This window comes from Sorangiineae bacterium MSr12523 (assembly GCA_037157775.1).
In the GTDB taxonomy this organism is placed as follows: domain Bacteria; phylum Myxococcota_A; class Polyangia; order Polyangiales; family Polyangiaceae; genus Pendulispora; species Pendulispora brunnea.
In genome coordinates this window covers 10,093,777-10,115,927 of sequence record CP089982.1, presented here as the reverse complement: position 1 = coordinate 10,115,927, position 22,151 = coordinate 10,093,777, and the positions used below count along the sequence as shown (strand labels likewise).

The window sequence follows — 22,151 nt, the reverse complement described above, 5'->3', positions numbered from 1 at the left end:
AGTACGCTGAGGACGGTATGTCCGACAGGCCGACGTACGTCGAGCGCCGCGTGACCGTTCACGCGGATCCGCTCGAGTTGGCGGCGGCGCTCGTAGCATCGGCCGCGCACACGACCTATTCGCTTTACGAGCGCCACGGAGAATGGAGTGCGGCGTTGGGCGCGGTTTACGCCATCTTCGTCGAGACGGACGACGTGCTCGTGTCGAGTGCGGCGGGCACCCAACGCTTCGAGGGCGACGATCTTGCGTCGGCGCTCGACCGGGCCGTGGCGAGCATCCCGTTGCGTGGCTTCCGTGCGTATGGAACGGCCTCGTTCGAACTTGCGTATCGCTACCATGGCCTTTCCGGCGAGGTGGCCAAGGAACCGCTTTTGCATCTTTGTGTGCCGGAAAGCGAAGTTCGTATTCGCGACGGGGCAGCGCTGATTCGCGCACTTTCGCTCACCGAGGTGGAGCGCTTGGTCGCCGTGGTGAATCGGCTCGACACGGCCACCGGGCGCGACGAGAGCGAGACGCCGCCGCGGCCGACGGGCGACATCGTCGATTTGGGGACGGACGGCGCCAAATACAAGCAGCTCGTGGCGACGGCCACGCAGGACATCGCCGCACACGGCTTGGACAAGGTGATCGCATCGCGGCGCGTTCCCATCGCCTGTCCCATCGACCTGGTGGCGTCCTACGTGGCCGGCCGCCGGCGAAACAACCCCGCGCGCTCCTTTTTGGTGAGGCGCGGCGAGCTGCAGTTCGCAGGATTCAGCCCCGAAACGGTGCTCGAGGTGAGCACCGATGGAATCGTCACCACGCAACCCCTGGCGGGCACGCGCGCGCTCGTGGCAAACGATACCGAGAATCACGATTTGCGTTCCGAGCTGCTCCGCGACACCAAGGAGCTCGCCGAGCACGCCCTCTCGGTGCGATTGGCCTTCGAGGAGCTCGCGCACGTCTGTGCGGCAGGTAGCGTCGCCGTGACCGACTTCATGTCGGTCTCGCCGCGGGGCACGGTGCAGCATCTTGCCTCGCGGCTCTCCGGCCAACTGGAGAAAAGCAAGAGCGCGTGGAACGCTTTCCAAGCGCTGTTTCCTGGCGTGACCGCGTCCGGCGTGCCGAAACGCGAGGCACTCGAGTGGATCCGCAACCACGAGCCGCACCGGCGCGGTCTTTACGCGGGCGCGATGATGTTCGTCGACGATGCCGGCGCCATGGACGCCGCGCTCATTTTGCGGACGGTGTTTCAGTACGGGGGCGACGCTTGGCTGCAGGCGGGCGCCGGAATCGTGGCGCAATCCACCCCGGATCGCGAGCTCGAGGAAACGAGCGAAAAGCTTCTGTGCGTCGCCCGCGATCTGGTGCCGCGCCATCCTTCGACCGCGCGAGGCAGCCATGTCGGATCGCGATAGTTCGCTGGACGTGCGGGGCACGATTGCCCGCGTTCTCAATGTGCCCGCGGAGACGATCGACGACGAGAGCAACCTCATCGAGTTGGGCATGGACTCGATTGCCATGATGCGCCTCGCCGGCCAATGGCGCCGTCAGGGCATCTCCGTGGCGTTTGCCGAATTGGCGGCCAACCCGGTGGTGTCTGCGTGGAGAGCCTTGCTGGAGAAACCGTGCACCTCGGTGGAACCTGCGGCGAGGAGATCCGTGGTGACGGACGAGGATGCGCCGTTCGAGTTGGCCCTCATGCAGCACGCGTATTGGGTCGGACGGGAGCAGGGCCAAAAGCTGGGCGGTGTCGCGGCGCACTTTTACAACGAGTTCGATGGCGAGAACGTCGACCCGGCGCGATTGGAACGCGCCGTTCGCGCATTGATGCAGCGCCACGGCATGCTGCGCGTGCAGATTGGTCGCGAGGGGCGTCAGCGCATTCTCGGCGATGCGGCGTGGCCCGGGCTGAAGGTGCACGACCTTCGCGCGCACACGGACGAGGAGGCACGGGAGGCGCTCGCCCGCGCCCGGCAGCAGCTTTCGCATCGGCAGATGGACCTCGAGCGGGGAGAGGTCTTCGACGTGCAAATATCGCTGCTGCCTGGCGGGCGCACGCGGCTGCACGTGAACCTCGACATGGTGGCCGCCGACGCGTTGAGCCTGCGCGTGCTCCTTGGCGACCTCGCGCAACTCTACGATGGGAAAGCGCTGCCGAGCATCGGGTACAGCTACCCGCGGTACCTGCGCGAACGTGGCGAAGGAGATACCAGGGCGCGCGACCAGGCATACTGGCGCGGGCGTCTGGACCAGCTTCCCGCGGCGCCGCAGCTTCCTGCCGCGGTGCAGGTGGAGGATGCCACCACCGTGGTGCGTCGCCACCGCTGGCTTGCGCCGGACCGCGCGCGCGAGTTCGAAGTGCGGGCCCGGCGTCACGGCCTCACGCCGGCGATGGCCATGGCCGCCGTGTTCGCGGAGGCGCTCTCCGCGTGGAGCGATGCACCCCGCTTTCTGCTGAATCTGCCGGTGTTCGACCGCGAGCCGCTTCATCCCGACGTGGGGTCGTTGGTGGGCGACTTCACGTCCTCGATTCTTTTGGCCTGGGACGGTGAAACGCCGGGATCCTTCGCGGAGCGGGCCAAGCGTCTGCAGTCGCGGTTTCACGAGGACGCGGAGCACGTCGGCTATTCCGGGGTCGAGGTGCTGCGCGATCTATCGCGCGCGCGGGCCGAGCAGGTGCTCGCGCCCGTGGTGTACACGAGCGCGCTCGGCCTGGGCGAGCTGTTTCCCGCCTCGGTGAAGGAGCGCTTCGGAACGGCGTCGTGGATCATCTCGCAAGGTCCGCAGGTCTGGCTGGATGCACAGGTCACCGAGCTCGATGGTGGCTGGTTGATCAATGTCGACGCACGCGAAGGCGCCTTTGCGCCGGGCGTGCTGGATGCGCTCTTCGAGGCCCACGGTGGTCTGATCGCGCGCCTCCTCGACGATGAGGGCGCCTGGGACGAGCCCGTGCCTGCACTGCTGCCTGCGCAACAAATGGAACGGCGCCGGGCCGCCAACGATACGGCGAGGGCGCGCAGCGGCAAACGCCTTCACGATGGCTTTTTCGAGCGGGCCGAGCGTGCGCCGGAGGCCACGGCACTTCTTTGGGGCGAGGACGGTTCGATGTCCTACGGCGAGCTTCGTCGCCGCGTCCTCGGCGTCGCCGCGCACGTCCAAGCGCAAGGCGTCGCGCCGGGCGATGCCGTGGCGGTGCATCTGCCGAAGGGGCCCGAGCAAGTCGTCGCCGTCTTGGGGGTGCTGGCCGCCGGTGCGGCGTACGTGCCGGTTGCCATCGATCAACCTGCGCTGCGTCGCGAGCGTATCTACCGCGCGGCGAACGTCGCGTACGTGGTCGATGCGCTGCCGGGCGAGAGGGCACCGCTCGCCGCACCGCTCCCCGGGAACGATGCGGCGTTGGCCTATGTGCTCTACACGTCGGGTTCGACGGGGGAGCCCAAGGGCGTCGAGATCCATCACGCGGCGGCGATGAACACGATCGACGATCTGAATCGGCGGCTCGCTCTTGGCGCGGACGATCGAACCCTGGCCTTGTCGGCCCTGGAGTTCGACCTCTCCGTGTACGACATGTTCGGGCCGCTCACCGCGGGCGGTGCGATCGTCTGCATCGAGGAAGGGGAGCGCCGCGACGCGTACACGTGGCTCGACCGCGCGAAACGCCATGGTGTGACGGTCCTCAATTGCGTTCCGGCCTTGCTCGATATGGCGCTCACCGCGTCCGGCGGCGAGCCGCTGTCGCTTTTGCGCGCCGTGCTGACGGGCGGCGATTGGGTGGGCACGGATCTTCCGCGGCGTCTGCTCCGTTCGTCGCCGCAGTGTCGCTTCCTCGCGCTGGGCGGCACCACCGAGACGGCCATTCATTCCACCCTTTGCGAGGTGACCGACGTCGCAGCCATGCCGCCGCACTGGACCTCGATCCCCTACGGCAAGCCGCTCGGCAACGTGCAGCTTCGCGTGGTCGATACCTTGGGGCGGGACTGCCCGGACTTCGTCGCCGGTGAACTGTGGATCGGCGGCGACGGCGTCGCCCTCGGCTACCGCGGCGATGCCGAGCGCACCTCCGAAAAATTCGTCTCCGAGGGCAGAACGCGCTGGTACCGCACGGGCGATCGCGCGCGTTACGTGGCCAGCGGCGAAGTCGAGTTCCTGGGCCGCGCCGACTTCCAAGTGAAGCTGCGCGGACACCGCATCGAACTGGGCGAGGTGGAAGCCGCGCTGCGCAGCTACCCTGGCATCGAGCGCGCGATGGCGCTGCTCGGAAAGCGCGCCCTGGCCGCGGTGGTCGTGGGCCCGTCGCCGGTGGAGTTCGCACCGGTTCGCGCATTCCTGGCGGACCGATTGCCCGCCTACATGTTGCCCGAGCAACTGGTGCACTGTAAGGAGCTCCCGCTGACGGCCAACGGAAAGATCGACCGCAAGCAACTGGAGCGCCTGGTCGCATCGCTCGCGCCGACGGACCGGCCCAAGGCAAGTGCTCCCGCGGGCGAGGTGGAGCAAAGGGTCGCTCTTGCCTGGTCGGAGGTGCTCGGGGTGGCTTCGCCGGGCCGCGAGGACAACTTCTTTGCGGCGGGCGGCGATTCGCTCGTGGCCACGCGTCTGGTGCGCCGTCTGCTCGATCATGGCCTCTCCAACGTGAAGCTTTCCGAGCTGTTCGCGCGCCCGATTCTGTCGGATTTCGCCGCGACCTTGCGCCTCGGCGAGGGAGCGCCCGCCGCACCAACGTTGACGGTGGACCCAAGCCGCCGTCACGAGCCCTTTCCGCCGACCGAGGTGCAGCGGGCGTACTGGGTCGGCCGCGATCCGAGCTTCACGCTCGGCGGCGTGGGCTGTCACTTTTACCGCGAATACGACGTCGACGATCTCGACGTCCCGCGGTTGGCGGCGGCCGTCGATGCCTTGGTGCGCCGGCACGAGATGTTGCGCGCCGTGTTCGACGAGCATGGCAACCAGCGCATTTTGCCGGAGGTGCCGCCCTTCGCCGTCGAGATCGTCGAGGCAAGCGAAGACCCCGAGCGCGCATACGCCGAGCTTCGCGCCGAGCTCGGGCACCGATGCTACGACCCGGCCCAATGGCCTCTTTTCGCCATCCGCGGCGTGCGCTCGGGCGCGCGAACGCGTCTGGGTGTGAGCCTCGATAATTTGATTCTGGACGCGCTCAGCATCCTCACTTTCTATTCGGAGCTGAATACGCTTTATCGAACGCCGGACGCGCACTTACCGCCGATCGAGCTCTCGTTTCGCGATTACGTACTCGGGTTGCCCCCGGACCCGGATGCACAGGCATCCGCGCGCGCATTCTGGGACGAAAAGCTTCCGACTCTGCCGCCCGCACCGCAGCTGCCGCTCGCGAAGAGCCCCGCCGAAATCGGGCGACCGCACTTCCTTCGCTTCGAAGGGCGCATCGAAGCCGGCGACTGGGCGCGCATCCTCGCGCACGCCAGCGCGTGCGGCGTGACGGCATCCACCGCGCTGCTCACCACGTTCGCGGACGTCTTGAGTCGCTGGAGCAGCCAACCCGATGTGACCCTCAACGTGACCTTGTTCGATCGCCGCGAGGTGCATCCGGATATCCATCGCGTGATGGGGGACTTCACGTCCCTGAGCTTGGTCGGATATCGCCCCGTTGCCGGTGAGAGCCACGCCGCACGTGCGCGGCGGATGCAAGGTGAGCTCGGGCAAGCCCTCGACCATCGCGAGCTGTCGAGCATCTCGCTGGTGCGCGATCTGGCGCGGGCCGCAGGGCGACCGGATCTGTCCATGCCGGTGGTCTTCACCAGCGCGCTCGGCGTCCCTGGCGGGACGGCGGCGCCGGCGAGCGGTCCTTTCAGCCGGCCCGTTTGGGGGCTCACGCAGACGCCGCAAGTGTGGCTGGACCACCAAGTCGTCGAATCGGACGGAGGCATCGCGCTGAACTGGGACGTGGTCGACTCCCTTTTTCCCGAGGGAATGATCGAGGACATGTTCGAGGCCTACTTGCGTGCCCTGCGCTGGCTCGCAGGCCATGAATGGACGCAGCCTCTGCCCGATGCACTTCCCGATGCGCAGCGGCGCGTGCGTGACGAAGCCAATGCGACCGCGTGCGAGCATAGCCCGCAGACGCTGCACGAGGCCTTCTTCCGCATCGCCCGCGAGCAACCCGAGCGCACGGCACTGCATTGGGACGATGCACGGACGCAGACCTATGGCGCACTCGCCGAGCAGGCCCTGCGCCTGGCGGCCATGCTGAAACATCGTGGCGTCGAGCCAGGCGATTTGGTGGCGGTCAGCGTGCCGCGGGGCCCCGAGCAGATTGCCGCCGTGCTGGGCGTGTTGGCTGCCGGCGCCGGCTATGTGCCCATCGCGCCCGACCAGCCTGCGTCGCGCCGTGAGGCGATGTTGCGTCAGGCCGGTGTGCGCCATGCGATCACGGACCCGACTCGGGAGGCGCAATCCTTCGAGCCAGCGCGCGCGCCCGTCGTGGGCGATCCCGACGGGACGGCCTATGTCATCTTCACCTCGGGTTCGACCGGTGAACCCAAGGGCGTCGAGATCTCCCACCGCGCGGCGCACAACACGATTGCCGATATCCAGCGGCGCTTCGACGTGGGCGCGAACGACCGCGTGCTCGCCGTGTCGGCCTTGGATTTCGACCTCTCGGTGTTCGACATCTTCGGTCTGCTCTCGGTCGGTGGCGCGCTCGTTCTGCTCGACGAAGAGCACCGCCGCGATGCCCGGCGCTGGCTCGAGCTTGCCTCCAAGCACCGCGTCACCGTGTGGAACAGCGTGCCCACGCTGCTCGATATGCTGCTGCTCGTGGCGCACCCGGCATCGCTCGCCCTGCGCCTGGTCCTCGTGTCCGGCGATTGGGTCGGTCTCACCTTGCCGGCGCGGCTGCACGCGCTGCGACCCGGCTGTCGTTTCGTGGCCATGGGCGGTGCGACCGAAGCGGCCATCTGGTCCAACTTCATCGAGGTAAAGCGCGTCCATCCGGCGTGGCGATCCATCCCGTACGGCCGCCCTCTCGGCAACCAGAGCTTCCGCGTGGTGGATGCGCACGGGCGCGACTGCCCCGATTGGGTTCCGGGCGAGCTCTGGATCGGCGGGGCGGGCGTTGCGCGCGGCTACCGAGGCTCGCCGGAGTTGACCGCCCGCAAGTTCGTGCACGACGAAGGTGCGCGCTGGTACCGCACCGGGGACCGAGGCCGCTACTGGCCGGATGGCACATTGGAGTTCCTCGGCCGCACCGATGACCAAGTGAAGATCCGCGGGCATCGCATCGAGCTCGGCGAAGTCGAGGCCGCGCTGAAGTCGCACCCCGAAGTTCGTCATGCCGTGGTGGCCGCACACGAGGGGCGCTTGCTCGCCGCCGTGGTGCTCGCGAAGGACGTCTCCGAGCCGGAGCTGCGCGCATTCCTTTCGAGCAAGCTTCCTTCCCACATGGTGCCCGCGCGCATTCAGCGCATCGACCGTGTTTCGCTCACGGCCAATGGCAAAGTGAATCGCGCCCAGGTCCTCGAGCACCTCGCCGGATTGGCGGCGGTGCCCGACGCGCCCTCCGAGCCGCTGAGCGGCGATTGGGAACGCTCGGTGGCCGCGATTTGGAGCGAGTTGTTCGGCGGCCGCTCCGTCGGGCCGCACCAAAGCTTTTTCGAGTTGGGGGGCGACAGTCTGCTGGCCACGCGCTTTCTCGAGGCGCTCCGGCAGCGTCACTCCATTCAATTGCCTCAACGGCGTTTGTTCACTGGCCCGACCGTCCGCGAAATCGCGGCGGCCATCGCGGCCGATCCCACCGTGGCGCACTTCGAGGAAGGTGCGTTGTGAAGGAGCTTTCTGCCATGGCCGCTGCCGCCATCGTTCGTGAATTGAAGACCCTCGGCGTCGAGCTCTGGACCGACGCCGGGCAACTCCGCTTCCGCGCACCCAAGGGCGTGCTGTCCGAGGACAGGGTCGCCCTGCTCCGCGCGCACAAGGCCGAGATTCTCGACTTGCTCGCCGCCGAGTCGCTGCAGCGTGTTTCGGCCGATCCGAGCGCACGCCACGAGCCGTTTCCGCTGACCGACGTGCAAACCGCTTATTGGCTCGGGCGCCAGGACTCGTTTGGATTCGGCGGTGTGGCTTGCCATGGCTACCTCGAGCTTCACTACCCGCAGGTGGAACCGGGGCGCCTCGCCGACGCGTGGAATCGGCTGATCGAGCGGCATGACATGCTGCGCGCCGTGGTGGAGGCCGACGGGTACCAGCGCGTGTTGCCCGAGGTTCCGCGCTACCGCATCCAGGTCGAGGATCTGCGCGAATCCTCTTCGAATCGGGCGGAAACCGCACTCACCGCCATCCGTGCGGCCATGGATCATCGCATGCACGCGCCGGCGACGTGGCCGCTGTTCGAGTTGCGGCAGACGCGCACGCGGGAAGGGGACATCGTCCATTTCTCCATGGACGCGCTCATCGCCGATTGGGCGAGCGCCGAGGTGCTCTTCGCGGAGCTGGACCAGATCCTCGACGGCGCCGGCGACGATCTGCCGCCGCTGCAGATTCAATTTCGCGACTACCTGCTCGCGGAACGGCGCCTGCGCGATACAGCCCGCTACCAGCGCGATCGCGACCATTGGCTGGCGCGCGTGCCGCAGCTGCCTCCCGCACCGGAGCTGCCCGTTGTTACCTGTACCGGCTCGAGCGAGGTGCGCTTCCAGCGGCATCGCCGCCGGGTCGACATGCCGCACTGGGAGCAGTTGCGTCGCCGCGCCGGCGAGCATGGCATCACGCCGTCGGTCGCGGTGCTCGCGGCGTACGTGGCGGTGCTGCAGCGATGGGCGCGGCGCCCGAGCTTCTCCGTCAACCTCACGGTCCTCAATCGGTTGCCGCTCCACCCCGATGTCGAGCGCCTGGTGGGCGATTTCACCTCGGTGAGCCTCTTGGCCGTCGAACCATCCGCGGGCCGGCGCTTTCACGAGCAGGCGGCGCGCCTCGGCGGGCAGCTGTTCGAAGACATGGACCATCGCCTCTTCTCCGGCGTCGAAGTCCTGCGCGAGGTCGCACGGCAGCGCGGGCGCGAAGCGGCCCTCTCGCCCGTGGTCTTCACCAGCGCCATTGGTCTCGCGCGCAAGCGTGCGGCGCGTTTTGGTTACGGCATCACGCAAACCCCGCAGGTCACCTTGGACTGCCAGGTCCAAGACGATGCCCACGGTTTGCAAATCCATTGGGACGTGCGCCAGGGCGTCTACCCCGACGGTCTCGTGGAGGACATGCTCGAGGCCATGCATGCCCTTCTCCTTCGCCTTGCGGAGGACGAAGGCGCCTGGGATGCGGTCGACCCCGTCGCATTGCCCGCATGGCAAATCGGCGAACGCGAACGCGTGAACCAAACCGCGGGACCCGTGCCGGACTCGCAACTTCACCGGGCGGCCGTCGAGCGGGCGAGCACGTCCCCCGACGCGGTCGCGGTCATCGGCCATCGTGGCTCGCTGACGTACCGCGAGCTGATGCTGCGCGCTGCCGCCGTGGCCATGGCGCTGCGTGAGGGAGGCTGTGCGCCCGGCGAATGCGTCGCCATCGTCATGCAAAAGGGCCTGGAGCAGGTGATTGCCGTGCTGGGCGTCCTGCTCGCCGGCGGTGTGTACCTGCCATTGGACAGCACGCAGCCGCGGCTTCGCCGTGACAAGTTGCTCGCGAACGCCAAGGTCGCTCACGTGCTGAGTCAGTCGTGGGTGGCCGCGAACGCCGCCCTCCCACCCTCCGTCCGCGCGATCGACGTGGACACGCTGCCGCCGGCCGATCGCCTTCCCGAGGTCGCGTGGGTTGACCCTGACGCGATGGCCTACGTGATCTACACCTCGGGCTCCACGGGGGATCCCAAGGGCGTGATGATCTCGCATCGTGCGGCGCTCAACACGCTCGAGGACATGCAGCGCCGTTTCCCGATCACCTCCGCCGATCGCGTGCTCGGCCTGGCGCAGCTCGGGTTCGACTTGTCGGTGTATGACATTTTCGCGACCTTGGCCGCGGGGGCGGCCTTGGTGTTGCCCGACCCGGAGCGCTCGGCCGATCCTTCGCATTGGGCCGCACTCGTCGCGCAGCATGGCGTCACCGTGTGGAACTCCGTTCCTGCGCAAATGCAGATGCTCGCGAGCTACCTGCCCACGGAGCCCGTGCAGATTGGGTCGTTGCGGCTTGCCCTCCTGTCCGGCGATTGGATTCCCCTTTCGCTGCCGGAGCAAATTCGCCAATTCGTTCCGGCGTTGCGTTTGATCGGATTGGGCGGCGCGACCGAAGCCTCCATCTGGTCGAATTATCATGCCATCGAGCAGGTCGATCCGTCGTGGCGAAGCATTCCCTACGGCGTGCCGCTGACCAACCAGGCATTCCGCATATTGGACGATGCCCTTCGCGATGTGCCGGTGTGGGGGACCGGCAATCTGTACATCGCCGGCCTCGGGCTCGCATCGGGGTACCTCGGGGATCCGCAGCTCACGTCCGAGCGCTTCTTCGAGCACCCCGTGGACGGTCAGCGCCTTTATCGGACGGGCGATCTCGCGCGTTACCTTCCCGGGGGCATCGTCGAGTTTCTCGGTCGCGAGGATAACCAGATCAAGCTTCGCGGACACCGCATCGAGCTTGGCGAGATCGAGGCCGCCTTGCTCGCGCACCCCGCCGTCGGTGCCGCGGCCGCATGCGTCGTGGAGAGCGAACACGAAGGCCGCAGCCTGAGCGCATTCGTGGAGGCGCGACGCGGCTCCGTCGATCGAGAGGAGCTCGCAGCGCGACACGCGCGTCTGCGCTCGGCGGCCGTGCGCTTCGCCGACCGACCCGATCTCGAGGCCGTGCAGGTGCCGGCCTATCTATCCGCCCTCCGCGACGCCTCCCTCGCGTCGATGCTCGCGGTCTTGCCCCACGACCATACCGCGGAGGAGATGTTCGCGGCATTGCGTGTTGCCGAGCGGCATCGTTGGCTCGTCCGGCAGTGGCTGCACATGCTGACCGAATCGGGATGGCTCTCCTTCGAATCGTCGAGTGCTCGGTATCATCACCTGCGGCCGATCGATGCGAACCGTGTGCGGGAGGCATGGCAGCGCGTCCAGCAGCTGGCCTCCGACACGGGGCTGTGCACGCCGGCATTCGTGCAGTACCACCTGGCGCACGTGGAGCGGCTGCACGCGCTCTTGGAGGATCGGCAGAACCCCTTCGAGCTGCTGTTCCCCGAAGGGCGCCAGGAAATTGCCCTCGCGTTGTACCGCGATGATGCCATCGCGCGATACAACAACCACGCCGTTGCGGCGGTGATCAACCGGATCGCCGCGTCGAGCCCGAGTGGCACGAAGCTGCGCGTGCTCGAGCTGGGCGCAGGCACCGGTGCCACGAGCGGCGTGGTGCTGCCGCTGCTCGAGGGCTACGACGTCGACTACGTCTTCACCGATCAGACGGCGTTCTTTCTTGCCGATGCAGGGCGGCGCTTCGCCGAGTACCCCTGCCTGCGAACGGGGCTGCTCGACCTCGATCAAGATTACCGCGCGCAGGGCTACGCGCCCAATTCGGCCGATGTGGTGCTGTGCGCGGGGATGCTCAACAGCACCCGCAACGTCGAAGCCGCGGTGGCGGCAGCCCTCGAGCTTCTCGCCCCGGGCGGCTGGTTGGTCTTCACGGAGCCGACGGCCGATCACGCGCACATTTTGCTCACGCAAGGCTTCATGATGGAGCCGGAGGACGGAGACCGAGAGCACGGCACGAGCAAGTTCCGCTCGACGCGCGCATGGCGGGCGTTGATCGAGCGGCACGGTGGCGAGCTGGCCGTTTGCCTGCCCGCGGACGAGCACCCGTTCTCTGCGTACGGGATGCATGCGTTCGCGGCGCAATTCAAGAGCGACCGGCAGTCGATTCGCCCCGACGGTCTCGCTCCATTTTTGGCGGAGCGGCTGCCCGGGCACATGATTCCCTCGCACGTCCAGATCGTCGACGCGTTGCCGCTGACGGCGAATGGCAAGGTCGACCGAAAGAAGCTCGCGTTGCTTCGCCCGGCATCGCTGCACGCCTCCTCGGCCGATGGCCAGGAGACGGACTTGGACGAGCTCGAGCTTCGCCTGTGTGCCCTTTGGGCCAATGCGCTGGGGATCGCGAAGATCGGTCGCGATGACAATTTCTACCAGCGCGGGGCGGACTCGCTGATCCTCGCCCGTGTCGCGGGGCGCCTTCGCGAAGAGATCCCCGAGGCAGCATCGCTGGCGTACGACACGCTGCTGCGTCAGATGCTCAACGAGCCCACGGTGCAGGCGTTGGGGCGCATGCTTCGCCGCGAAAAGGAAACCAAGACGACGGCGCCCTCGAGCGACGCCGAGCGAGGGATCCCGGCGCGTCGCGAAGGGAGCAACTCCCTGCTCGTCTCCTTTGGCGGGGCAGGGGAGGGACCCGTGCGCGTGATGTTCCACGCCGCGCTGGGCACCATGGATTACTTCCAGCACCTGGGCCGGGCTTTGGCCGCGCAGAACCTGGGGCCCGTGATCGGTGTGGCCGTGGCCGATGCCGAGCAATACGTCGCGACGCCTCCGCGCGAGCTGATCGATCGCGTGGCCGATGACTATGCGCAGCGTCTCGCGGACGAGGGGTTCAAGGAATTTCAGCTCATTGGGTATTGCCTCGGCGGTCTGCTGGCCATCGAGGTGGCGCGGCGTCTGCTCGAGCGCGGTCTGTCCGTGTTGGATCTGACCCTCGTCGACAGCATTCCCATGTTCATCGAGACGGACGAAGAGCTGGCCTTCGAGGCGATCTTCGTTCCCAACCTGCAACTCGATCCGGTGGCGGCCGTCTTTGGGCCCGAGGTGGAGGCCGCGGATGTTTACCGCGCCATCGAGAAGCTCATGGTCGACTACGACCGCAACGTTCCCGCGGGCGCGATGGCGAAGCTCGCCGGCGACGCAGGGCTCGAATCCGTGGCTGCGGCCGTGCGCCGGCAATCCGCGCGGCCGCAGGAGGAGCGGCTGGCCGCGTACGCACACGCGGCGGCGGCGCACGCGGGGGTTCCCATCGGGCCGGAATTGGTGCCCTCGCTCTTTCGCGTGTGCAGGCACAGCATGCGCGCCGCACGCTTCGACCCACCGCCGTACGTGGGCGACATGACGTACCTGCGCTGCATGGAGCAGCAGTCCTTCGGCATCACCGCCGGGGTCGGGCACCTGGCGGCGCCCTTCTGGGAGCAGACGTGCTTGGGCCAGTTCCGGCTCATCGATGTACCGGGCAACCATTTCAGCGTGATCGAGCCGCCGCTCGTGGAGCGCGTCGCCGAGCATCTTGCCGCGTCGTTGCGCGGGGCGCGGCGATGACCATCGCGGTGCTCGGCGCCTATGGCGACGTCGGGCGTGAGGCCACGCGGCAACTGCTCGGGCGCGCGCCGCTGCGTCTCGGGGGTCGCGACGTGGCCGCCGCCCACCGATTCGCCGCGCAGTTGCCCGCGGCGGATCTCGCGTGCCGTGCGGTGGACTTTCGCGATCGGGCCTCGCTGCGCGCGTTCGTGGACGGAGCTCGCGTCGTGCTCAACTGCGCGGGGCCTTCGCATGCGATCGGGGATGCGGTGGCCCTGGAGGCCTTGCGGGCCGGCGCCGACTACGTCGATGTCGCGGGCGACGATGCGCTGCATCGCAAGCTCGACGCGGAGGCGTTCGCCCGCGCCAAGCGCACGGCGGTGCTTTCCTGCGGATTGCAGCCGGGGTTGACGGGCCTTTTGCCGCGCTGGTTGGCGCAGCAGGCCTTCGACGAGGTTCATCATCTGGTGAGCTACTTCGGGGTGTTCGATCAATTCACCGAGGTGGCGGCGGACGATTATCTCCAAGGTGCCGAGGATGGCCTGAGCGAGCCTCTTGCGGCATGGCGACAGGGGCGCCGCCGTTCGCGCGTGTCCATGCGCCAGCAAGGTGTGCACGTGCCGTTCTTCCCGGGATGTGCGACCGTGCTCCCGTTTCTCGATGCGGAGGGTGAGCGTCTGGCGCGTGCACTCCGGCTCGAACGCGGTGACTGGCACACGGTGCTCGTGGGCGAGCAGGTTCGCAGCGCATTCGATCGCGTGCGAACGCTCGACCGAGGCCAGGCCATTGCGCTGCTGCGCCGGGCCAGCTTGCTCGATCTGGCGGGCCGAGAGCCATACGTGTTGCTGCTGGTGCAGCTCGAAGGGATGCATCGAGGTTCGGCCATGGTGCGCACGATGATGGTGCGCGCGCACGGCAACGCGGCCGTGACAGGGGCCATGGCCGCGCTTGGCGTGCTCGCTGTGGCCGAGGGCGAGGTCCCGGCAGGGTGCCACTTCGCGGCGGACGTGCTTCCCCCGGCCGCGACGGTGGCGCGGCTGCGCGAGAGCGGTGCGCTGGGGGCTTTCGAGTTGCTCGACGGTGCCGTGGACGCGCGGGCCGAACGCGAGGAGGGCACCCTGTGAACATTGGCGAGCAGCTCGAACGAGGGATCTCCGTGCTCGTCGAGACACCGCTTGGGTACGACGAGCTTCTCGCGTGCACGCGCATCGCGCGTCGCACGGGAGCGTCGTTGCGCGTGGCCACGCATGTGGAGCGAACGCCGTCGGCGCGGCGGTTCGTGGCCGCGGCAAGAGGCCTGCAGGCGCCGATTCGAGGCGTGAGCGCAGCGTGCGCCAGCGGCGATCTCTACGCGGTGCTGGCGCTTTCGAGTCGCGCGCTCGGTGGTGTTCGACCGTGGCGCTTCGCGCGAGGCGCGCACGTGATCTCGGGATGCCTTGCCGGCGTGCCGATCGTCCTGCGTGTGGGCCCTGAGGAGTCCTTCGCGCTAACCGTCGACCACGATGCCGGCGAGCTGACCTACACGCCCGTGCACGGCGAGGCGTTGGACCCCGAGCCTCGGGCCGACGCGGCGGAGATGCAGCACCAGCTCGTCTTGGCGCAGATTCATGAATCCATCGTGCGTGCACCCGTGGCGGCGCTTCCCGCGCATCCCGATCCGACGGAGACACACGAAGCCGCGCTCCGCTCGCTCGGAGCCGCTGAAGTGGAATCGCTTCCCGATGCGTTGGGCCGGCTCGAGGCCATCAGCCGCCGCGCTCTCTCGGAGCTGCTTCGCGAGCACGGCGCCCGCACCGAGCATGGTGTCCTTTGCAACGAAGCCGCGCTCCTCGCCGCACTCGGCGCAGCTCCGCGCCACGTATGGCTCATCCGCCGTTGGCTACTCGCCCTGAACCGCGCCGGCTGGCCGCCCCCCGGCCGCGAGCCCACCGACCCCACCGAAATGCGCGACGCCTACGCGGCATTGGGCTTCCCACCCGCGATGGCCGAACTGCACATCGCCGCATTGCGCGCATTGCCGCAGCTCGTATCCGACCAAACCACCTTGCCCCGCTTGCTCGACTCGAGCACGACGAGCGCGCTCGCCGCGTATCAGAGCAACGTCTTCACGGCGTACCTCGGTGCGGCGTGTGACCACCTGGCGGAACGTCGCGGTCGCGTGCTCGAGGTGCGGCGTGGGGCGTTGGATCTCAATGCCGATTTCGCCGCGCAAGGCATCGCGCCCCAATCCGTCGATCTCGTGATTGCCTGCAACCTCCTTCACAACGCCGAGCACGTCGGCCGGACCTTGCGTCGCATGAGGCGCGCCCTGGTGCCGGGCGGATGGCTCGTCTTCACCGACTCGACGCACGAGAACGACGCCATGCTCAGCGCCATCCTGTTTCTCCTGTCGCCACCACCGGGCGCACCGCCCGTGGGCACCGAAGATCGCCGCGCAGGCACAGGCTCACCCTTCGTCGACATCGACGGTTGGCGCGCGGAATTGTTCGCCGCCGGCTTCGTGCCCCAATTCGAACTCCCCCCTACGAATTCGCCCCTGGCCGCCGCCGGTCAGCGCCTGTTCTTCGCGGTAGCACCATGAGTCCCGAATTTTCCGCGTCGCTCGCCGCGTGGTGCCGCACCCTCGACCCGCCCGCCGCACGCATGGTCATTTTCTCGTCGCCCGACGGCTTTGGCGGCATCGCTGCCCGCGCCGCCCAAGCCTGCGGTCTCGGGGTGGAACATGCACCGACGCCGATCCATCCCGCCAGGGCCTTGGCCTTTCTCGAGCGCACGAAAGCCGATTGCGCAGTCCTTCCCGTGGCCTTGCTGCGCGCGTTGCTGGCCTGCGATGCCCTCGCGCTGGTCGATCTGTCCACCCTGCGACGCATCTTCTACGAAGCCCCCGCCGACGCGATGCTCGACGCCACGGAGGTCAAGGCCGCGCGACGCCTCCTTGGGGCGGAGTTCGCAGGCTTCGTGGCCGATCTCGAGCCTGCGGCACCCATCGTCGCCGAAGCCAAGGCGCTCTTGGAACAGGACTTTGCCCACCTCGATTTCACCAAGGCCCTCCACACCCTCGACGCCTTGAGCCACACCGCGCTCCTGTCGATGCTGCATGGCCTCTCACGCAGCGGCCTATTCTCCAACCCCGAGGCTCGACACACCGAGGACGAAATCCTTCGCACCGCACAGGTCGCCGATGCGCATCGACCCTTGATTCGCCGCTGGCTGCGCGTCCTCACCGAGCAAGGCCTCCTGCTCCGCACCGGTGATGCCTTCCACACCGCGATCGCGCCCTTGACCTACGCCGAGCCCACGCTGGAACGCGCGTGGGCCGAACTCGAAGCCGATTGGCGCCTCGCCATGGGCTCCGCCGGCACCATCGCCTATGCACGCCGCAACGCAGAGAGGCTGCCCGAGCTCCTTCGCGGCGAGCAAAAAGCCGTGCACCTCCTGTTCCCCGAAGGACGAACCGACCTTGCACGCGCGCTTTACCGCGAAAGCGTAGCCGCCCGCTACCAACACCACGCCGTGCGTGCGCTGGTCGGTCGCGTGGCGGCGCATTGGCACGCGCCAAGGCCGCTGCGCATCCTGGAGGTGGGGGCCGGCACCGGCGCGACGTCGGAGCTCCTTTTGCCCGCGCTCGCAGGTCGCGACGTGGACTACCTTTACACGGACGTCTCCGCGTTCTTCTTGAACGAGGCCGCCGAGCGCCTGCGCGCGTATCCCTTCGTCCGATTCGATCGCTACGACATCGACGTCGCGCCCCGCGCGCAAGGATTCGCCCCCCACGCATTCGACGTCGTGATCGGCGGAGGTGTGCTCAACGCTGCCCGCGACACGGACGCCTCGATCCGCGGATTGACCCAATTGCTGCAAAGCGAAGGCTGGCTGGTCCTAACGGAGCCGACCCGCGAAGAATTCTGGGTGCTCGCATCCCAAGCCTTCATGCTCGGTGAATCGAGCGACGGACGCGCGTCGACCGACACGACGTTTCTATCGCTCCCGCAGTGGAACGCGGTGCTGGACCGAGCCGGCTTGTGCCGGGTGCTCGGCCTCCCCGAAGAGGGCCACCCGCTGCATCGACTTGGCCATCGCGTCTTCGTGGCGCGCCCCAGGCAATGACTCGAGCAGGAAGGAATCGACCATGACGGACTCTCCCCGACCGTATCCGTTCAACGACTTCGACGGCATCGACCTCGCGTCTGCGTATCGCGAGGCGCAGCAGACGCCGGGCCTGGTCAAAGTGCAGCTTCCCCTCGGCGAGCCCGCATGGCTGGCCACCCGCTACGAGGACGTTCGCCTCGTGCTCTCGGACCGACGTTTCAGCCGCTCGATCGCCCTCACGCGCGAGGACGCACCGCGGATCATGCCCCGCATCGCGGAAGGCATCGTCACCATGGACCCACCGGCCCTCACGCGGCTTCGCCATCTCGCCGTGCAGGCTTTCACGCCACGCAGGGTCGAGGCCCTGCGCCCGCACGTGCGCTCGCTCGCGCACCGCCTGATCGACGAAATGGAAGCCAAAGGCCCGCCCGCAGACCTGGTCGAGCACTACGCGCTGCCCATTCCCATGTCCGTGATCTGCGAGCTCCTCGGCGTTCCGCTGGCCGATCAAGCCCGCTTCAAAGAGTGGAACGACTCTTTGCTCTCGACGAACACGCTCAGCGCCGAGCAAGTCATGCAGAACATGGGCGAGCTCTCACGCTACATCCTCGAGCTCGTCGCACTGCGGCGCCGCGAGCCGCGCGATGACCTCATGACGGCGCTGCTCGAGGCCCACGACGTGGACGATCGCCTGAACGAGCGCGAACTCGTGCTGCTTTGCATTGCCATTTTGGTGGCGGGCTACGAGGCGACGTCGTCGCAAATTCCCAATTTCATCGTCACCTTGTTGAAGCACCCCGAGCAACTCGCGCGTCTTCGGGCGAACCCCGAGCGCGTGGGCGACGCCGTCGAAGAGCTGCTTCGATACATCCCGCTGGCCTCCGCCGCCATGTTTTGCCACTACGCGACGGAAGACGTCTGCGTCGGCGGTGCGGTGGTGCGCATGGGCGAACCGGTATTTGCGTCGGTGGGCGCCGCCAACCGCGATGCGGAAAAATTTGCCGCGCCGGACGAGTTGAACCTGTGCCGCGACGCGCACGCCCATATGGCATTTGGCCACGGGATGCACCATTGCATCGGCGCCGCCCTGGCGCGGGTCGAGCTGCAGGAGGCGCTGGCCGCCCTGGTCGTTCGCTGGCCGAATCTTCGGCTGCACGAGGACGTCCGGTGGAAGGCGGCGACCTTCTTCCGAGGCCCGCACACCATGTTGGTGAGCTGGTGAGGCGGCGCGTCCTCGTCGCCGGCACCGCCTTCGGGCGCATCTACCTTGCCGCGGTGACCTCGGCGCCCGAGTCGTTCGAGCTCGCCGGGGTGCTGGCCCGCGGAAGCGACTATTCGCGCGACGTGGCACGGCAGCACGGCGTGCCGCTTTACACGAGTGTCGATCAGGTACCCGGTGACGTGGACATCGCCTGCGTGGTCGTTCGATCGGCCGCGACGGGCGGCGATGGTGCCGAATTGGCCCAGGCCCTGCTCGCGCGCGGTATTCACGTCTTGCACGAGCACCCCGTCCACGTGCGGGAGATCACCGCGTGCCTTCAATCTGCAAAGCGCGGCGGGGCCGCGTATGCCGTGAATACGCTTTATCCGAATGTGCAATCGATTCGTCGTTTTCTGGCCGCGGCGACGCGCCTCCGCCAGCATCAACGGGTCGCCTTCGTCGATGCGGCATGCAACAGCCAAGTCGCATATCCGCTGCTCGATGTGATTGGCCGCGCCGTCGGAGGTTTGCGCCCGTGGTCGTTCGGTGCTTGCGCGCCCGACCAGGGCGGTTCTCCGTTTCGCATGCTCCACGCGACCCTTGGCGGCGTGCCGGTCACTCTGCGGATGCAAAACCAAGTGCACCCGGAGGATCCGGACAACCATTCGCATTTCATGCATCGCCTCGAGCTCGGTTTCGAGGCCGGGGTGCTGACCCTCGCCGACACCCACGGCCTGGTGCTCTGGAATCCACGCCTGCACGCCCCTCGCGATGCCACGGGCCGGCTGCTCATGGGCGGCCCCGGGACGGAGCGTCTAGCCGTACCCAGCACGTCCGTCCTCGGCGAGTCCGAGGCGCGCAGCTACCACGATGTCTTCGCGCGAACGTGGCCCGATGCGGTCGTGGCCGCATTGCACGATTTGTGTGACGACATCGCCGACCCGGCGCGGCGTGCGCGTGCGGGGCAATGGGCCATCGGCGTGTCCTCCGCCTGGCGCGATCTCACGGCTCGTATCGGAATGCCCGAGTTGATTCGGCCCGATCCGCCGCAGCCCTTTCCCTTGGAGAAGCTCCATGTCCTGTAGCCACGTCTTGCTCTGGGTTCGCGACCTTCATCGAGCGGTGCGCGACTACCGCCAACTCGGTTTTCGGGTGGATTATGCGACCGCGGAGGCCAAAGCACAGCATGCGCACATTTGGTTTCGCAGCGGCCCCGCCATCGAACTGCTCACGGCGCCCGCCACCGCCAAATGGTTCAAATGGCCCCTCGAGCTGGCCTTCGGCCGCGGCGCCGGCCATCGCATGGTGCGCTGGACGCGAAACGAAGGATTCTGCGACGTGGCCGTCGCCGTGAACGCGTCCGATCTCACGCACGAACGGCGAGCCCTCGCCCGAGCGGGCATCCCCGTGGGGCGCGTCGTTCGCTGGACGCGCACGAAGCCCGACGGCGCGCGCGTGCGATTCCAATTTGCCTATCCGCGCAACGAGCATCTGCCTTTTCTGGTGACCCCGTACGATACACCGCAGTGCCCGCCCGACGTTCACCATCCCAACGGAGCCATTGCACTCCGGCAAGTGCGAATGGCCGTGCACGAGCGCGATTTGGCGGCCGTGCGAAGACTCGTCGGGGACGATCCCACCTTCGTGTTGGAGCCCGGCGAGAACACACACATTCGCGATGTGGTCATCGCAGGTCTCTCCACGGAGCTCGACTCGGCGCTCCTGCACGGAGCAACCATCTTTCGCGTGGGAGACGAACAATGCTCGAAGGCTTCGTAAATTGGCCCGACGAGTTCGCGGCGAAATACCGCGAACTCGGTTATTGGCGTGGCGAAACATTGGGGACCATGCTGCGCACCCGCGCCGAGGAAACGCCGGACCGGTGCGCCGTCATCGACGGCGAGCGCGCATGGACATACCGCGAGCTGGAGCAACGCTCCGCGCGCCTTGCCGCTGGATTGCGCCGGCTGGGCATCGCCCGGGGGCAGCGCGTATTGGTGCAATTGCCCAATATGGCGGAGTTTCTCTCTCTGTGCTTTGCGCTGTTTCGGATAGGAGCCATCCCGGTGCTCGCCTTGCCGGCGCATCGCGTGACGGAAATCGTCCATTTGACGGATCTCTCCGAGTCGGTGGCCTACGTCGTGGCCGATCTCCACCTCGGCTTCGATTATCGAACCTTGGCGCGCACCATTCGCGAGCGCTGTCCCAGCGTTCGCCACGTGTTGGTCGCAGGCGATGCGCAGGAATTCACGTCGCTGGGCGAACTCGAAGCGCACGCGCCGGACGACCAGGAAACGGAGCCCGATCCAAGCGATGTCGCGCTCCTCCTCTTGTCGGGCGGCACCACCGGCGCGCCCAAGCTGATTCCGCGCACCCACGACGACTATCTTTGCAACATCCGCCTTGCCACGGAGGCAGCCGGCTTTCACGCCCAAACGCGTTATCTCGTCAGCTTGCCCATCGAGCACAATTTCGCATTGGGTTGCCCGGGCGCGCTCGGTTGCCTGTACGCGGGCGGCACCGTCGTTCTCTGCCGCGATCCCAGCCCGGAGACAGCCTTTGGCCTGATAGAGCGCGAGGCCATCACGGCCACGGCGCTCATTCCACCTTTGGTCTTACTCTGGTTGGAGGCCGTGGAGTGGTCCACCGAGAACCTGAGCAGCCTCCAGCTTTTGCAGGCGGGAGGAGCCCGTCTCAAGGCCGAAACGGCGGCCCGTGTGCGGGGAACGCTGGGCTGCACCTTGCAACAGGTCTATGGCATGGCCGAAGGCCTGCTCAACTTCACGGGGATAAACGAATCCGACTCTGTCGTCTTCGAGACGCAAGGCCGCCCCATGGCCGTCCACGACGAGGTCCGCATCGTCGATGCCAACGATCACGAGGTGGCGGACGGTGAGATCGGGGAGCTGCACGTGCGGGGCCCCTACACCATTCGCGGGTATTACCGCGCCGAAGCGCATAATCGACTAGCTTTCACCTCCGACGGCTTTTATCGAAGCGGAGACTTGGTGCGCCGGCTCCCGAGCGGGCACCTCGTCGTGGAAGGGCGCAGCAAAGACGTCATCAACCGCGGTGGCGACAAAGTACCCGTCGAGGAAATCGAGAATTATCTTTTGTCGCATCCGTGCATTCGCGATGTCGCCCTAATCGGTATTCCCGACGATGCCATGGGCGAGCGCACGTGCGCGTGCATCATCGCGCGCGATGTGCCACCGACCCTCGCCGAGCTGAATACGCACTTGCGATCCATCGGCGTCGCCGCGTTCAAGCTGCTCGATCGCGCCGTCGTCCTGGAGAGCTTCCCCAAAACGCCCCTGGGCAAAGTCAACAAGCGCGAGTTGGCCGCGCGGATTGTCCACCCGCCTCGAAGTAGCAGCTAGCATCCGCCCCGCGCTGGGAAACGCCATGCCTCATTGAGATGGCCATCGGACGGCCGCGCATTATTTTGGGGAAGCTATTGAACGAAATACCTCTCAAGGGCAAGGGACCCTACAACAGCCTTTTGGACATGGTCGCGGCAAGCTAAAGCCGGCAAGTAGCCAACGTCACTTAGGCAACGAATCGAACACAAGGAACGGCACGCGCGCGCTGAACGAGGCGTGCACGCGAGTCGC

General features: G+C 67.3%; 10 protein-coding genes. All 10 read left to right on the top strand.

Annotation, left to right across the window (positions count from 1 at the left end; translation table 11 throughout):
* The first annotated feature begins 17 nt into the window (after positions 1-17).
* The 10 genes from LZC95_39565 to LZC95_39520 are packed head-to-tail and all read left to right on the top strand — an operon-like array spanning position 18 to position 21,917.
* On the top strand, positions 18-1,397 hold the full coding sequence (locus LZC95_39565) for a salicylate synthase (protein WXA92536.1): 1,380 nt from the start codon (positions 18-20) through the stop codon (positions 1,395-1,397).
* Complete coding sequence (locus LZC95_39560; protein WXA92535.1) at positions 1,381-7,782, top strand: amino acid adenylation domain-containing protein; 6,402 nt, start codon at positions 1,381-1,383, stop codon at positions 7,780-7,782. Before LZC95_39565 ends, LZC95_39560 begins: the two co-directional genes overlap by 17 nt.
* Complete coding sequence (locus LZC95_39555; protein ID WXA92534.1) at positions 7,779-13,268, top strand: amino acid adenylation domain-containing protein; 5,490 nt, start codon at positions 7,779-7,781, stop codon at positions 13,266-13,268. The genes LZC95_39560 and LZC95_39555 overlap by 4 nt, the downstream gene beginning before the upstream one ends.
* Positions 13,265-14,371, top strand: a complete 1,107-nt coding sequence (locus LZC95_39550; GenBank protein WXA92533.1) for a saccharopine dehydrogenase NADP-binding domain-containing protein — start codon at positions 13,265-13,267, stop codon at positions 14,369-14,371. The genes LZC95_39555 and LZC95_39550 overlap by 4 nt, the downstream gene beginning before the upstream one ends.
* On the top strand, positions 14,368-15,828 hold the full coding sequence (locus tag LZC95_39545) for a methyltransferase domain-containing protein (GenBank protein WXA92532.1): 1,461 nt from the start codon (positions 14,368-14,370) through the stop codon (positions 15,826-15,828). Before LZC95_39550 ends, LZC95_39545 begins: the two co-directional genes overlap by 4 nt.
* Entirely contained in the window at positions 15,825-17,354 is a 1,530-nt protein-coding gene (locus LZC95_39540; protein ID WXA92531.1) for a class I SAM-dependent methyltransferase, read from the top strand. The genes LZC95_39545 and LZC95_39540 overlap by 4 nt, the downstream gene beginning before the upstream one ends.
* A gap of 22 nt (positions 17,355-17,376) precedes the next feature.
* Positions 17,377-18,558, top strand: coding sequence for a cytochrome P450 (locus LZC95_39535; protein WXA92530.1), 1,182 nt, complete (start codon positions 17,377-17,379; stop codon positions 18,556-18,558).
* Positions 18,555-19,622 (top strand): Gfo/Idh/MocA family oxidoreductase, encoded by a 1,068-nt coding sequence (locus LZC95_39530; GenBank protein ID WXA92529.1) that lies wholly within the window; start codon positions 18,555-18,557, stop codon positions 19,620-19,622. Before LZC95_39535 ends, LZC95_39530 begins: the two co-directional genes overlap by 4 nt.
* Positions 19,612-20,316: a VOC family protein gene (locus tag LZC95_39525; protein WXA92528.1), complete on the top strand. Its 705-nt coding sequence runs from the start codon at positions 19,612-19,614 to the stop codon at positions 20,314-20,316. Before LZC95_39530 ends, LZC95_39525 begins: the two co-directional genes overlap by 11 nt.
* Positions 20,298-21,917: an AMP-binding protein gene (locus tag LZC95_39520; GenBank protein WXA92527.1), complete on the top strand. Its 1,620-nt coding sequence runs from the start codon at positions 20,298-20,300 to the stop codon at positions 21,915-21,917. The genes LZC95_39525 and LZC95_39520 overlap by 19 nt, the downstream gene beginning before the upstream one ends.
* Positions 21,918-22,151 lie beyond the last annotated feature (234 nt).